Raw genomic sequence first — 13,948 nt, 5'->3', positions numbered from 1 at the left:
GTATCTGAAGCAGATATCGATAATTTTGATATCTATATGCTCGACCTTACGCTTCTCAAGAACTTCGTCATCGTCGCCCGCGCCGGCTCCATCAGCGTCGCCGCCATGCAGGTCGGGCGCACGCAATCGGCACTCAGCACACAGATGCAGCGGCTGGAAGACCAGGTGGGCCACAGCCTGCTGCAACGAACGGGTTCCGGGGTGCGGGTGACTGCGGCGGGAGAAAAGCTGCTTGCGCATGCCAATGCGCTGCTTGCCCGGCACGATGAAATCCTTGCGGATATGAGCGAGGCGATCCTTCAGGGGACCGTCAGCCTTGGATGCCCGGAGGATTATTCCATCGCCTTCCTGCCGGAACTGCTGCGGGGCTTCTGCGCAACCTACCCGAAAGTCGACCTGCGGATGGTCTGCGCGCCGACCATAGAGCTGCATCCGCTGCTGCGCCGCCGCCAGATCGACATGGCGCTGGTCTCACAGGCCGATCCTGATCATCCCGAGGTTCTGCGAAGGGAGAGTTTCGTCTGGGTGGCGGACAGACCGGAACCCGACCTGCTGGCCAAGGACGTGTTGCCGCTGGCGCTCTCGGCACCGGCGACGCTGGATCACCGCGCGGCCTGCGACGCCATGGAAAGCGCCAATCGCCGCTACCGTGTCGCCTTTGCCAGCACCAGCCTTGCCGGCCTCATCGCCATCGCCCGCTCCGGCCACGCCATCAGCGTGCTGACGAAAACAGCCGTTCCGCCCGACCTTCATATCGTCAAAGATGGCCTGCCGCCGCTGCCGACGATCGGAATAGCCATCGCATTTTCCGATCCCCAGACATCATCGGCGGCCAGGGCGCTTGGCGATCACATTCGTGCGGTTCTTCCGGGCCTCAGTCTTTAGCGGGATTTCCCCTGGGCCGGAGCGCCGAGGCTGAGGAGATGATAAAAGACGATGGCGCCGATCGTCGCCGTGCCGATGCCATCCAGCGTGAAACCGCCGACATTGAGCTTGAAGTTGCCGGCACCCAGCACCAGCGCGATGCCCACGGTGATGAGATTGCGCGGCTCGGAAAAATCGACCTTGTTCTCGACCCAGATGCGCCCGGCGGTCGCCGCGATCAGGCCGAACACCACGACGGACAGGCCGCCGATGACGGGCCCCGGTATCGTCTGGATCAGCGCGCCGAATTTTGGCGAGAAGCCGAGAATGATGGCAACCAGCGCCGCAACGATGAAAACCAGCGTCGAGAAAATGCGGGTAATCGCCATGACGCCCATGTTTTCGGCATAGGTCGTCATCCCGGTTCCGCCAAACGCGCCGGAAAAGATGGTGGCGATGCCATCACCAATGAAGGCGCGGCCGAGATAGGGATCGAGGTTGCGGCCGGTCATCGCGCCGATCGCCTTGATATGCCCGAGATTTTCCGCCACCAGAATGACGACGACAGGCGCGATCAGCGCGATTGCCGAAGCGGAGAATACCGGTGTGGTAAATGTCGGCAGTCCAAACCAGGATGCGGCCGCAACGCCTGAAAAATCCACGGGCTTGCCGAGACCGAGGCCGTTGGCCAGCACCAGATAGGCGATGTAGGCAATGGCGCCACCGAGAAGGATCGGTAGACGCCGCGCCATGCCGGGCGCATAGACCGCGATTGCACCGACGGACGTGACCGTCAAAATCGCAATCCAGCGCGACAGCTGGTCACCATCGGGATTACCGGGGCCGGTGCCGGAGGCGCTGGCAATGGCAATCGGCGCAAGCACCAGACCGATTGCCGCAACGATGGCACCGGTCAGGACCGGCGGCATCAGCCGTTCAATCCAGTTATGGCCGGCAATCATGACGATGACGCCGATCAGGGCATAAAGCACGCCTGCGGCAATGATGCCGCCAAGCGCAAGCGCGATATTAGGGCTCGCCGCACCGGCTGCGGCACCGGTTGCCACCAGCACGGGACCGATGAAAGCGAAGGACGAACCGAGATAGCTCGGCACGCGGCCACCGACGGCGATAAAGAAGATCAGCGTCGAGATGCCGGAAAACAGGATGGAGACGTTCGGATCGAACCCCATGATCAGTGGCGCAAGCACCGTGGAGCCGAACATGGCGACAACATGCTGCAGACCGAGAACCGCGGTCTGCCCGGCGGGCAACCGCTCATCCGGCATGATGCGCCCTTCGGTTTTCAGTCGCCAGCGCGGAAAATAGCCACCTGTATCGCTCATCGTCGTCTGTCCCCCAGAAAGCGGCCGGCGCGATTTGGCGAACGTCCCCGTTGCAGATCGCAGCCGCATAAAAGATTTGTCTTTATGTGATATGCGACCGTCGTTCCGGGCCGAATCGGTGGCGGCGCATCCTGTCTTCGGTAGCGCGATTGCCGACTGCTGTCATCGGGCATCAAGGGGTTACCCACCCCTCAGTTCAGCCAAACCGGCGAACGGGTTCAATCTCACAGATCGATGTCATCACCTTGCCGCGCCCTTCACCCTTGGCGCGGTAAAGCGCTTCGTCAGCGCAGCGGAAGGCCTCATCGCAGGACGTTTCCGCCCCGATGACGCTGCTCAACCCGAAGGACGCACCGATGATCATCATGCTGTCATCGACAACATAGGGCTCGGAGAGAAGCAGGCACAGCTGCCGGCAGCGCATCTCGGCTTCGGCAAGGGAAATGGCGGGCATCAGCACTGCAAACTCGTCCCCGCCCAAGCGGAACGCCACGTCGCGGTCCTGACAGGCTGCGCGAAGGCGGGTGGCAACCGCCTTGAGCAAGGCATCCCCGGCGGCGTGTCCGTGGCTGTCATTGATGGCCTTGAAACCGTCGAGATCAAGACAGGCGACAGTCAGGTCTCCCTGCTGCGACAACCGGGTGAATTCGGATGCGACGAGCGACCTGTTGGCCAGCCCGGTGAGGAAATCATGGGTGGCAGCGTGCCGCATCTGTCTTTCGGCCTCGACAAGCGAATGAACCGCGCGGCGGGAAATCCGCACCGCGAAGATGCCACCGGCTATGAGCACGACAAGAACCGTGACGGCAAGCGGCATGGACTGACGGAGCAGATCCCGCGCCGGGGTCAGCGGCTGCCAGGACAGCGCCTGTGTCTGACCATTCGGCCCCATGGCAATTTCCACCCTTGCGCGGTCTGCCGGAACGCTGCCGGCCGGCCCAACGGAAGCATCGTCCAGAAGGAAGCGGTTTCCGAGGAATTCCTGCAGGCTGCCAGCAATGGGGATTGCGGAAACCAGTACCGGCGCGCGTTCACCGCGAGGCATTGCCGTCCTGAAATCGGGCTGAAAAAGGCTTGCCGTCAGAAGGACAGCATCGTCACCGATCACCTCAATCTTGCTGAAGGCGATCGGCTGCGGAATACCCTCTGGCCTTTCGCCACGTTCCTTTTCGCGAACGGCATCCACGAGTGAGCGAGCGTCCTGCGCAATCACCTCTGCCTTTCGGGCAAAAAACGGGCGTTGCAGTACCTCGTCATCCGTCTTCGAATAGATGAGATCACCGTCGCCGTTGAGAATGCTGACGAAACGCGTGCGCGAAGTGCCGATGAGCGACCGTCCGATGTTCCGGTCGGTCCATTCCAGATCGAATGAATTGTCAATCTTCGCGATGGATTCATCCCAGATCGTCCACGCGGTCAGCGCAAATTCCACATCCGATATCCATATCGAGATGTTGCGGCCGACCAGCGTTTCCTGTCGCAGGCGGATTTCAGCATCAAGACGCGCAACGCCGTAATAGGGAATGGCCGCCAGCCCCGCCAGCAATATGGCGATAAGCACTGCGGCAGGTCCGGCAAGCCTGAGTTGGGTGAAGCGCGTCGTCATTTTATGTTCCGATTATTTGTCGGATGTCATTTTCGACACGCCACGTTTCACCGCAGTTACCACACCCGGAATTTCGGATGGGTCGGTTAACGCATGGTTCCCGGGGCCGGCGGGCGTTTTCGACGAAAGCGTACTCCGCCTTGACGCGGGAGCAATTCAGCTCCCACGTCGGGGTGGCGGACAGCAGACCGGCCGACGGGTATTATTCCGCCTTGTCGAGCGCCGTCAAAATCTCATAGGCCAGGGCGACACGATCCTCATTGGGATAGTTTTTATTGGCCAGAAGGACGACGCCGCGTTTCTGCTTCGGTATGAAGGCGACATAGGCCCCGAAACCATTGGTGGAGCCCGTCTTGTTGATGAGGACATCCTGACGCGGCTTCATCGGCGGCGTGATTTCGGAGACCGGTACCGTCTTCAAAAGGGCGCCGGAGTTCATATCCACCAGCGTCTTCAGGGCAACCGGATAGGCATATTGTTCCCAGACCATATCCTGCACCATCGCGCCGACACTGAAATAGCCCGTATGGGTATTGAGAAGCGCCTGCTGCATTTTTCCGTCCAGTGTCTCAAGGCCCATATTGGCGTTGACGAAACGGATCATGTCGCTTGCCGATGATTTGACGCCGTAAGCCTCCGAAGAAAGGATGGCCGGTGTCACGCGGGCCGGGTCGCCATTTCTTTTATAGCCCTGGGCATAATCCGCCATCTTTGCCTTGGGCACCACGGTGAAGGTGTTCTTCAGCCCCAGCCCGGGCAGCAGCGTGCCTTGCATCGCGTCATCAAAACTCTGGCCCATGGCCTTTGCGGTGACGTAACCGAGCATTCCGATGCTGGGATTGGCATAGGTGCGGTGGGTTCCGGCCTTGTATGAAGGCTTCCAGGCCTTGAGATAGGTGAGCAGCTGCTGTTCCGTCTTGACGTTGTCCGGCACCTGCAACGGGAATCCGCCTGCGGTGTGCGTGCCGAGATGCATCAGCGCGACATCGCCGAACGGCCTGCCTTTCATCGACGGAAGATAATCCGCGACCTTGCCGGACAGCGACAGCTGGCCGTTCATCTCGGCATAGGTGCTGAGCGCAACCGTGAATGTCTTGCTGATCGAGCCAAGCTCGAACAAGGTCTGTGGTGTAACGGGCTGGCCGGTGCTTTTGGACATGACGCCATAGGTGAAGACGTGGTTTTCACCATTAACACTGATGGCGACGGCAAGACCCGGAATGCCGTTTTTCTGCATGACTGGCTTTATCGCGGCATCCGTTATCGCCTTCAGCTTCGCTTCATCGGCGGCAGAAGCCTGTGTGAACAGGCCGGCCGAGAGCAGTGCCGCAAGGGCGATATGTCCGTGATTGAGTTTCATCTTTCGCATTCTCCAAAACCTCAGGTAGATGACCGGCATTTGCGCCGTCCCCAGCGAAAGAGCTTTAGCTGCCCTACATTGCACGAACAAACCATGATATCTCGGAAGAGATACAAGAAAATCTAGGTCTCAAATGGTTCGGCAATTTCTTCCCCTGAACGGTCTTCGGGCCTTCGAGGCATCGGCAAGACACCTGAGCTTCACGCGCGCGGCCATCGAACTCTGCGTCACGCAGGCGGCGGTGAGCCAGCAGGTGAAGGTGCTGGAAAAGCGGCTGGGCGTCTCGCTGTTTCAACGGCTTCCACGCGGGCTGAAAATCACTGCCGAGGGTGAAGCGCTTCTGCCCACCGTCACCAGTTCCTTCGACCAGATGGCGACCACGCTCGACAGGATCGAGGCCGGACAGGTGCGCGAATTGCTGTTTCTGGGGGTCGTCGGCACATTTGCCGTCGGCTGGCTCCTGCCGCGATTGCAGGAGTTTCAAAAGCAGCATCCCTTCATCGATATCAGGGTTTCCACCAACAATAACCGGGTGGACATGGCGGCCGAAGGGCTGGATTTCGCCATTCGTTTCGGTCAGGGCTCGTGGCACGGCACCGATGCCTTCCGGCTTTTCGATGCGCCGCTTTCACCCCTTTGCACGCCCAAACTGGCGGAGACTTTGAAAACGCCCGCCGATCTTGTCGAGGCGACGCTTTTGCGCAGCTACAGGTCCGACGAATGGAGCACATGGTTTGCGGCCGCCGGCGTGACACCGTCAGCGCAGGTGAATGCCGGGATCGTTTTCGACACCTCGCTTGGCATGATGGAGGCCGCGCTGCAGGGGCTGGGCGTGGCGCTGGCACCGCCGTCGATGTTTTCGCGGCATCTGGCGTCCGGGGCAATCATTCAGCCCTTCCCCGTCACCATATCGCTTGGAAGCTACTGGCTGACCCGGCTGCAATCAAAACCGCAGACATCCGCCATGCAGGCCTTCTCGGACTGGATTTTTGCCCATGCGGACTCTGCCTGAATTGGCTTAAAACAGCGCCAGCAGAACGCCGCCGGCAGCACAGATCACCACCACGACCCATGGCGGCGTCTTCCACACCGTCAACAGGATGAAACCCGCAAGCGCCAGCGTGAAATCCTTCGACGTGAAGATGGCGCTCGTCCACACCGGGTCATAAAGTGCGGCGCCAAGAATGCCGACGACGGCGGCATTTGCACCGCGCATGGCGGCCTGCGCCGGAAGATGACGGCGAAACCCTTCCCAGAAAGGAAGGGCGCCGACGAGAAGCAACATGCCCGGCAGGAAGATCGCGACAAGGGCGATGGCCGCACCGAAAACGCCGTTCGGCTGCGGCCCCACCACCGCGCCGAGATAGGCGGCGAAAGTGAATAGCGGGCCGGGAACGGCCTGTGTCGCGCCGTAGCCAGCGATAAATGCATCCTCCGTCACCCAGCCAGTGGCGACGACTTCGGATTGCAGCAGCGGCAGGACCACATGCCCGCCGCCTAAGACCAGTGCGCCGGCACGATAAAACGCATCGAACAAGGAGAGGCCCTGCGATCCCGCCACCGCCGCAAGCAACGGCAGCAGGCCGAGAAGCAGGATGAAGGCCGCGAGTGCGATATATCCGACGTTTTTTGGCACCCGAAACTGAAGATGGGCAGATTCCCGCGCCGTACCGTCGCGACAGAAGACAAGCCCGGCGATGGCACCGACGGCAAGCGCCAGGATTTGTCCGAATGCTCCGGCCAGAAAAACCACGCAGACAATGCCGGCAAGTGCGATGCTGGCCCGCTGCCGATCCGGCGCAAGGCTTTTCGCCATGCCCCAGACCGCCTGCGCCACCACAGCGACGGCGACGATCTTGAGGCCATGCAGCAGTCCGGTACCGACCGGCCCCTCGATCGAAGCGGCAACGGTGGCGAACAGCAAAAGCAAAATGGCGGATGGCAGGGTAAAAGCCGTCCAGGCCGCCAGAGCGCCAAGCGGCCCCGCCCTCAGGAGCCCCAGCGCAAACCCCACCTGGCTGGAAGCCGGGCCGGGAAGAAACTGGCACAGCGCCACGAGATCGGCGTAACCGGCCTCATCGATCCATTTGCGCCGCACGACAAGCTCATCGCGAAAATAACCGAGATGGGCGATGGGACCGCCGAACGAGGTGACGCCGAGCTTCAGGAAGGCGGCAAAGACTTCCCCCGGCGTGCCGTTCCCGCGGTTTTCCACTTCAGTCCCTATCGCCTGCGTTGACGGCTTCACGACAAACTCCCTGAGCGTGCAACGGCTGTTCGTCAACACATATGCCTCGAAAAACGATCTCGATATCAGACACTATTACGACAGGGATATGAAGGGGCTGGCTGCATGAACGCCAGATGGTCGTTCTGACTTTCCGGCGCGCTGTGATGCGACGGGAACAGCTTATTTTAGAGGCAGCAATTCAGAGAAATGGGATATCCATCCCCGCTCACCTGTGCCGCCGGAGAAGCCGGCAGCGGATGGGCCGGAGCAAGCGTGCATCGCGATAAGGGGCCTCATCGGGGCTGTGGGCGGGTGTTTGCGGTCAAAACCAGCGACGTCGATGCGGCGATTGTCGAGTTTTCCCGCAAAGCGGCCGCGCGGACCTATGGGGTCAGTCGCGCGCACGCCACGGGCATATTGGCCAGGGCCGAGCGGCTGGATATCCCCAGGAGAAACGGATCGAGGATAATTCCAAGTGAGGTCGCGCTTCACAATGTGCGCGTGATCTGGCCTGCCAGCTGGCATTTGTCGTCCTGTGGCTGGAGGCTTTGAGGACCTGACGGGATCAGGGACTTGCGGATGCCCCGGCAAGCCTGTCCGGTTGGAACGCTTCCAGCAATCCACGATAGGGCTTGGAGAGTGGCGCGGCATAAGCGCCGCGTTTGGCGGTCGAAAGCCCCATCCTCACCAGCGACTCGGCCTGTTTCACGGCGGCCGCGACGCCGTCGATGACGGGCACGCCGAATTCGTCGCCAAGCTCGGCGGCAAGATCCGCCATGCCGGCACAGCCGAGCACGATCGCCTCGGCGCGATCCTGCCTCAGCGCCATCGAGATTTCCTCACGCAGCCTTTCACCGGCATTCGAAGCGGGATCTTCCAGTGACAGAACGGGAATATCGGCGGCCCGCACATTGCAGCGGGCGGACATGCCATAACGATGGACGAGATGCTCCAGCGGCAGGCGCGACCGTTCCATGGTCGTCACGATGGTGAACTTCTGCGCGATGAAAGCGGCGCTCGAAACCCCAGCCTCGCAGAGGCCGATGACAGGAATATCGGCGAGCGCCCGGGCGGCATCGAGCCCGGTATCGTCGAAACAGGCGATGACCGCGGCATCTGCGCCAAGCGCCGGGGCCTTGGCAAGTTCCAGCAGAAGGCCGGGCACAGCGAAAACCTCATCGTAATATCCTTCGATGGAGACGGGACCCATGGACGAGGTGACGGCGAGGATTTGCGTATCGGCGTTGGCCACCCGTGTTGCGGCATCGGCAATGGTTGCCGTCATGGATTGCGTCGTATTGGGATTGATGATGAGGATGCGCATGTTCAGCTTCTTCAGCCGCGGGAATGGCGGCGGTTCAGGGTAACGATCAGGCCAAGCGTGGCCGCGATCACCAGGAAGGAAAACAGGGTCGTCACAGCCCCGAGCGCATAAAGCACCGGCGTCGTGACATTGGTGGTCATGCCGTAGATTTCCAGCGGCAGGGTGTTGTAGGTGCCCGCCGTCATCAAAGTGCGGGCGAACTCGTCATAGGAGAGCGTGAAACCGAACAGGCCGACACCGATGAGGCTTGGCGCAATCATCGGCAGTACCACATGGGCGAAGGTCTGCCAGGACGATGCGCCGAGATCGCGGGCCGCCTCCTCGTAGGAAGGTGAAAAGCGATTGAAAACGGCCAGCATGATCAGCACGCCGAAGGGCAATGTCCAGGTGAGATGCGCCCCGAAAGCTGATGTATACCATGAGGGTTCAAGCCCAAGCTGCTGAAAAAGAACACCAATGCCGAGCGATATGATAATCGACGGCACCACGAGGCTGGCAACCGAGAGATAAAATAGCGGCGTCGCACCGATGAATTTTCGCCGGAAGGCAAGGCCGGCCAGCAGCGAAACGATGACGGTGACCGCCATGACCATCAGGCCGAGCCCGAAAGAGCGGCGGAACGATCCGCCGAAATCACCCACCGCCTGCTGTTCGAAAAGATTGCCGAACCAATGTAGCGAAACGCCGTTCAGCGGAAAGGTCAGCCCGCCATTCGGCCCCTGAAACGCAAGGATGAGGATCGCCGACAGCGGCCCGTAAAGGAACAGCACGAAGAGAAGAAAAAAGAAGGCGAGGACGTAGAATTCGCGGCCGCGTTTTTCCTGATGCATGGCTCACAACTCCTTGCGAATATCGACGATGCGCAGGATGCCCGCGACCATCAGAAGAACGAGGATGAGCAGGATGACCGCATTTGCGGCGGCCGCCGGATATTGCAGCAGCGACATCTGGTTCTTCATCATCAGCGCCACGGAAGCGCTCTGCCCGCCGGACATCACCTGAACGGTGGAGAAATCGGCCATGACCAGCGTCACCACGAAAATGCTGCCGATGGCCATGCCGGGCTTGGCAAGCGGAATGATGACGTTTGAGAGCGTCTGCCAGCCCGTCGCGCCAGCGTCGCGCGCCGCCTCGATCAGCGATTTATCGATACGCATCAGCGTGTTGAAGATCGGCGTCACCATGAACAGCGTGTAGAGATGCACCATGGCCAGCACCACGGCGAAATCCGAGTAGAGCAGCCACTCGACGGGCGCGGGCACGATGCCGGCATTGACCAGCGCGCCGTTGACCAGCCCGTTGCGCCCCAGAACCGGTATCCACGAAATCATGCGGATGATGTTCGATGTCAGGAACGGCACGGTGCAGACGAGAAACAGGATCATCTGCATTGTCGTGGTGCGAATATGGAAAGCCAGGAAATAGGCGACCCAGAAACCGCAGAACAGCGTGATCGCCCAGACGATGGCGGCGTATTTCAGGGTATTGACATAAGTTTGCCACGTGACCCAGGAACCGAGCGTTTCCAGATAGTTGAAGGTCACGAAATCAGGATACATCTGGGCGAAGTCATAATCCCAGAAACTGACGATGGCGATCATGACGATCGGCAGAGCCAAGAAAAAGCCGAAGATCAGGAAAAGCGGCGTGGCCTGAACATAGGATACGAGCTTTTGCGGCAGCGCGAAGCTGCGGGGCGGCCTGTCCTTTTTGTCGCTGACGCCGATGAGTCTGACCGTCACCATGGTTATGCCTTTCGCTGGATTTGCTGAAGCACCGGCGGCAAAGGCCGCCGGTTTTGTCCGTGAGACATCAGGCCGCGATGAATTCGTTCCAGCGGCGAACCATGTAGCGGTCTTCGTCCATGACGGAGTTCCAGCACGCGACCTTGCCCATGCGCTCCTCGAAGGAGCCGCCATCACGCACCGCGCCGGCCTTTTCCATGATCTTGCCATCCGGAGCGATGATATCGCCCTGCGCGGGCTTGCCTTCGACCCAGTAACCCCACTCGTCGGCGGACATATGTTCCTTCGCCGTTTCCATGGCGGCGGAGTAATAGCCCTGCCGGTTGAGGTAGGCGCCGACCCAGCCGGAGGTGTACCAGTTGATGTACTCGTAGGCCGCATCGAGCTTGGCGCCGGAAAGGTGCTTGGCAAGGCCAAGGCCACCGCCCCAGGAGCGATAACCTTCCTTCAGCGGCTGGTATTTGCAGGCGATGCCCTTGGAACGGACGGCGGCAACGGCGGGCGACCACATGGACTGGATGATGACTTCACCCGAGGCCATGAGGTTGACGCTTTCGTCGAAGCTCTTCCAGAAAGCACGGAACTGGCCGTCTTTCTTGGCCTTGATGAGGAAGTCGATGGTCTTGTCGATCTCCTCCTTGGTCATGTTGCCCTTGTCGGCATATTTGATGTTGCCCATGGCTTCCATGATCATCGCCGCATCCATGATGCCGATGGACGGGATGTTGAGGATCGAGGTCTTGCCCTTGAACTTGGGGTCCATGATATCGGCCCAGCTGGTGATGTCGCGGCCGACGAGATCGGGGCGGATGCCGAGCGTATCGGCGTTATAGATGGTCGGAACCATGGTGAAATAATCGGTCTCGCCCTTCGCAAATGTCTTGTCGCCGGGCTTTTCGACGAAACCGACCGTATGCGGGGCGGTGCCCTGCGCCACGACGCTGTCAGGCGTCAGCTTGCCGTTTTTAAACAGCGGCACGATCTTGTCGTAATATTTGAGCTTCTTGATTTCCATCGGCTGGATGACGCCCGCCGGATAGACCTTCTTCAGGATCCAGTATTCGATGTCGGCGATATCGTAGGAATTCGGCTGGGTCACGGCACGCTGGGCGGCGGCATCGGAATCCGTCGCCGTCATCTCCAGCGTGATGCCGAGGTCGGCCTTGCACTTTTCGGCAATGGCGTTGAGGTTCGAAACACCGGTGCCGAACTGGCGGATGGTGATCGGGTTCTGCGCCCAGATGGTCGGGAAACCGGTGATGAGGCCGGAACCTATCGCCGCGCCCGTGGCGGCCGCGCCGGCTTTTAGCAGGCCACGGCGGGACAGGCCCTTCATGTTCTTGGAGTTATCGGTCATTGCAAAGTTCTCCTCTGGTTATTTTGGGGTCACTTCTCTACCCGGCCGAGCACGATGGCATCGGCCGCATTCCATGAAAGCGGTATGGCGTCACCGGTTTTGACCGGCCTTTCAAAAAAGGCGGCGTCGCTGAGAATGACGTTGAAATCCTCGATGCCCGCGCCGGTCACGGCGATTTTCACGCTCGCGCCGCGATATTCGACATTCGAGACGATGCCGGTGAAACCGAGCCCCGGCTGATCCGCCTCGCCCACCCGCACACGGTCGGTGCGCACCGCAATATCGACCGCACCGTCATCGGGAGCATCGCCACTTGCGGTGAAGGTGCCACCGCCCGCCACTTCCAGCGTAACGAGACCCCCCGACTTTTCCCGGTAGCGTCCGGAAATGACATTGTGGTCACCCATGAAACGGGCAACGAAAGCGGTGGCCGGGCGTTCGAAAACCTCACGCGGCGTCGCCGCCTGTTCGATGCGGCCGTCATTCATGACGACGATGACGTCAGCCAGCGCCATGGCCTCTTCCTGGCTGTGGGTGACGTGAACGAAGGTGATGCCCAGCGACGTCTGCAGCTTCTTCAACTCGGCGCGCATACGAATCTTGAGAAAGGGATCGAGCGCCGACAGCGGCTCATCCAGCAAAAGGGCTTCGGGATCGGTAATCAAAGCGCGCGCCAGCGCCACACGCTGCTGCTGCCCGCCGGAAAGCTGGGCGGGACGACGGCTGGCATAGGGCTCAAGCTGCATCAGTTGCAGCATCTCAAGCGCCTTGGCGCGGCGCGCTTCCTTGTCCACGCCCTTCATCTTGAGGCTGAAAGCGACGTTGTCGATGAGATCGAGATGCGGAAACAGGGCATAGGACTGGAACATCATCGCCGTGCCGCGTTTTGCAGGCGGCAGATCGGTAACCACCAGATTGCCAAGCCTGATATCACCGCTGGAAATGCTCTCGTGGCCGGCAATCATTCTGAGTGTTGAAGTCTTGCCACAACCCGAAGGGCCGAGCAGGCAGCAATAGCTTCCCGCCGGTATCTTGAGGCTTATGGCATGGACGGCGGTGGTGGCGCCATAAACCTTGGAAACGGAAGCGATGTCGATTGCTGCGGCTTTGCTCATGAACACTCTCCTGCGACGACTTTGTCATGCAGGCGGCGTGCCAATCGGCTTTACCATTGATATAAAAGAGTATTTTTGAAACGCTTGCGAAAGGCAGCAAACAGCTGCTCAAATTTACATCGATTGTTTTCGATTTATTGGCCAAATTGTATGCGATCTAAACAATCGATTGCGAAATATCGCCCTAGGAAAATGGGCGTCGCCGGGTTAGAAGAAGCGACACCGGATCCGTGACATGACCTTGCTAGAAACAACCTCTGCCGCCGTGGATGCCACAATCGAAGATCGTTCGCTTGTGATCCGAGAATCCCTGCGCAATGCCATCATCGACCGGCGGCTGGCGCCGGGAACCAAACTGTCGGAAGCCGAGGTTGGTGCGCTCTTTAATGTCAGCCGCACGGTGGCGCGCGCCGCTTTGCAAATCCTCGCCTTCGAGGGGCTGGTGAAGACCGAGCGCAACCGTGGCGCCTTCGTTTCCACACCTTCGCCGGAAGAGGCGCGCCAGATTTTCGCGTCGCGCCGCCTGATCGAGCCGGGCATCATCGCAGCGGCGGTAGGGCGCATCACGCCTGCCGATATTGCGCGGTTCCGGGACCATCTGGTCGAAGAAGCGCAATATATGAATGAGCGCGGGCCGGCCGCGCGCCGGGCGGAAATCAAGGCCTCGGGCGATTTCCATCTCATGCTGGCGGCGCTGTCCGGCAATGTCATCCTCCAGCGTTTCATGGACGAACTGGTCGCCCGCTCTTCACTGGTCGTGGCCCTTTATGGCCGCTCAGGCGTTTCGAGCTGCGGCCACAACGAGCACCTCGCCATTCTCGAGCTCGTCGCAAAGGGCGACGCGAAAAGCGCCTCAGACCTCATGCTCCATCATCTCGACCATATCGAGGCCGATCTCGACCTGCAGCCGAAGCAGGGCGTCAGCCTGAAAAATGCTCTGACACCGCTATCGTGACCATTTAGTCACCGCATGTCGACGTAAGACGGCGCCTGTTGTCGTC

12 protein-coding genes are annotated in these 13,948 nt (G+C 60.3%); 3 read left to right on the top strand and 9 right to left on the bottom strand.

What is annotated here, in order from left to right; translation table 11 throughout:
• Positions 1–36 precede the first annotated feature (36 nt).
• On the top strand, positions 37–885 hold the full coding sequence (locus N434_RS20490; RefSeq protein WP_181424034.1) for a LysR family transcriptional regulator: 849 nt from the start codon (positions 37–39) through the stop codon (positions 883–885).
• On the opposite strand, the gene N434_RS20485 is transcribed toward N434_RS20490, so the two are convergent.
• The 3 genes from N434_RS20485 to ampC all read right to left on the bottom strand — a co-directional run bounded on the left by N434_RS20485 (position 882) and on the right by ampC (position 5,176).
• Positions 882–2,210, bottom strand: coding sequence for a solute carrier family 23 protein (locus N434_RS20485; RefSeq protein ID WP_110760084.1), 1,329 nt, complete (start codon positions 2,208–2,210; stop codon positions 882–884). The genes N434_RS20490 and N434_RS20485 overlap by 4 nt on opposite strands.
• Positions 2,211–2,406: 196 nt before the next feature.
• A complete protein-coding gene (locus tag N434_RS20480) occupies positions 2,407–3,816 on the bottom strand; it encodes a diguanylate cyclase domain-containing protein (protein WP_110760083.1) in 1,410 nt (469 codons plus the stop codon).
• Positions 3,817–4,018: 202 nt separating this feature from the next.
• A complete protein-coding gene (ampC, locus tag N434_RS20475) occupies positions 4,019–5,176 on the bottom strand; it encodes a class C beta-lactamase (RefSeq protein ID WP_110760082.1) in 1,158 nt (385 codons plus the stop codon).
• Positions 5,177–5,309: 133 nt separating this feature from the next.
• Here ampC and N434_RS20470 point away from each other — a divergent pair, with 133 nt between their 5' ends.
• Positions 5,310–6,188, top strand: a complete 879-nt coding sequence (locus N434_RS20470) for a LysR family transcriptional regulator (RefSeq protein ID WP_110760081.1) — start codon at positions 5,310–5,312, stop codon at positions 6,186–6,188.
• Positions 6,189–6,194: 6 nt separating this feature from the next.
• On the opposite strand, the gene chrA is transcribed toward N434_RS20470, so the two are convergent.
• From chrA to N434_RS20440, 6 genes are all read right to left on the bottom strand, one after another.
• Entirely contained in the window at positions 6,195–7,424 is a 1,230-nt protein-coding gene (gene chrA / locus N434_RS20465) for a chromate efflux transporter (RefSeq protein ID WP_502695781.1), read from the bottom strand.
• A 547-nt stretch (positions 7,425–7,971) separates the two neighbouring features.
• Complete coding sequence (locus tag N434_RS20460; RefSeq protein WP_110760080.1) at positions 7,972–8,730, bottom strand: aspartate/glutamate racemase family protein; 759 nt, start codon at positions 8,728–8,730, stop codon at positions 7,972–7,974.
• 11 nt (positions 8,731–8,741) lie between these two features.
• Positions 8,742–9,560: an ABC transporter permease gene (locus N434_RS20455; RefSeq protein WP_065116483.1), complete on the bottom strand. Its 819-nt coding sequence runs from the start codon at positions 9,558–9,560 to the stop codon at positions 8,742–8,744.
• Between the two features lie 3 nt (positions 9,561–9,563).
• On the bottom strand, positions 9,564–10,475 hold the full coding sequence (locus tag N434_RS20450) for an ABC transporter permease (protein WP_110760079.1): 912 nt from the start codon (positions 10,473–10,475) through the stop codon (positions 9,564–9,566).
• A 67-nt stretch (positions 10,476–10,542) separates the two neighbouring features.
• Entirely contained in the window at positions 10,543–11,832 is a 1,290-nt protein-coding gene (locus N434_RS20445) for an ABC transporter substrate-binding protein (protein WP_065116485.1), read from the bottom strand.
• A 29-nt stretch (positions 11,833–11,861) separates the two neighbouring features.
• On the bottom strand, positions 11,862–12,947 hold the full coding sequence (locus N434_RS20440) for an ABC transporter ATP-binding protein (protein ID WP_110760078.1): 1,086 nt from the start codon (positions 12,945–12,947) through the stop codon (positions 11,862–11,864).
• A gap of 235 nt (positions 12,948–13,182) precedes the next feature.
• On the opposite strand from N434_RS20440, the gene N434_RS20435 reads away from it, so the two are divergent.
• Positions 13,183–13,902 (top strand): GntR family transcriptional regulator, encoded by a 720-nt coding sequence (locus tag N434_RS20435; protein ID WP_065116487.1) that lies wholly within the window; start codon positions 13,183–13,185, stop codon positions 13,900–13,902.
• Positions 13,903–13,948 lie beyond the last annotated feature (46 nt).

Origin of the sequence: Rhizobium sp. UGM030330-04, assembly GCF_003208455.1 — a bacterium.
In the GTDB taxonomy this organism is placed as follows: Bacteria; Pseudomonadota; Alphaproteobacteria; order Rhizobiales; family Rhizobiaceae; genus Agrobacterium; species Agrobacterium rhizogenes_A.
Note: the sequence above shows the minus strand (reverse complement) of the source record. Positions and strands in the feature narration are given on the sequence as shown.

What these genes read in the sequence shown, in the direction of transcription:
- N434_RS20445 (WP_065116485.1), bottom strand. Translation starts at nt 11,832, where the DNA reads ATGACCGATAACTCCAAGAACATGAAGGGCCTGTCCCGCCGTGGCCTG.
- N434_RS20460 (WP_110760080.1), bottom strand. Translation starts at nt 8,730, where the DNA reads ATGCGCATCCTCATCATCAATCCCAATACGACGCAATCCATGACGGCA.
- N434_RS20490 (WP_181424034.1), top strand. Translation starts at nt 37, where the DNA reads ATGCTCGACCTTACGCTTCTCAAGAACTTCGTCATCGTCGCCCGCGCC.
- N434_RS20470 (WP_110760081.1), top strand. Translation starts at nt 5,310, where the DNA reads ATGGTTCGGCAATTTCTTCCCCTGAACGGTCTTCGGGCCTTCGAGGCA.
- N434_RS20435 (WP_065116487.1), top strand. Translation starts at nt 13,183, where the DNA reads ATGACCTTGCTAGAAACAACCTCTGCCGCCGTGGATGCCACAATCGAA.
- N434_RS20450 (WP_110760079.1), bottom strand. Translation starts at nt 10,475, where the DNA reads ATGGTGACGGTCAGACTCATCGGCGTCAGCGACAAAAAGGACAGGCCG.
- N434_RS20455 (WP_065116483.1), bottom strand. Translation starts at nt 9,560, where the DNA reads ATGCATCAGGAAAAACGCGGCCGCGAATTCTACGTCCTCGCCTTCTTT.
- N434_RS20485 (WP_110760084.1), bottom strand. Translation starts at nt 2,210, where the DNA reads ATGAGCGATACAGGTGGCTATTTTCCGCGCTGGCGACTGAAAACCGAA.
- N434_RS20440 (WP_110760078.1), bottom strand. Translation starts at nt 12,947, where the DNA reads ATGAGCAAAGCCGCAGCAATCGACATCGCTTCCGTTTCCAAGGTTTAT.
- ampC (WP_110760082.1), bottom strand. Translation starts at nt 5,176, where the DNA reads ATGAAACTCAATCACGGACATATCGCCCTTGCGGCACTGCTCTCGGCC.
- N434_RS20480 (WP_110760083.1), bottom strand. Translation starts at nt 3,816, where the DNA reads ATGACGACGCGCTTCACCCAACTCAGGCTTGCCGGACCTGCCGCAGTG.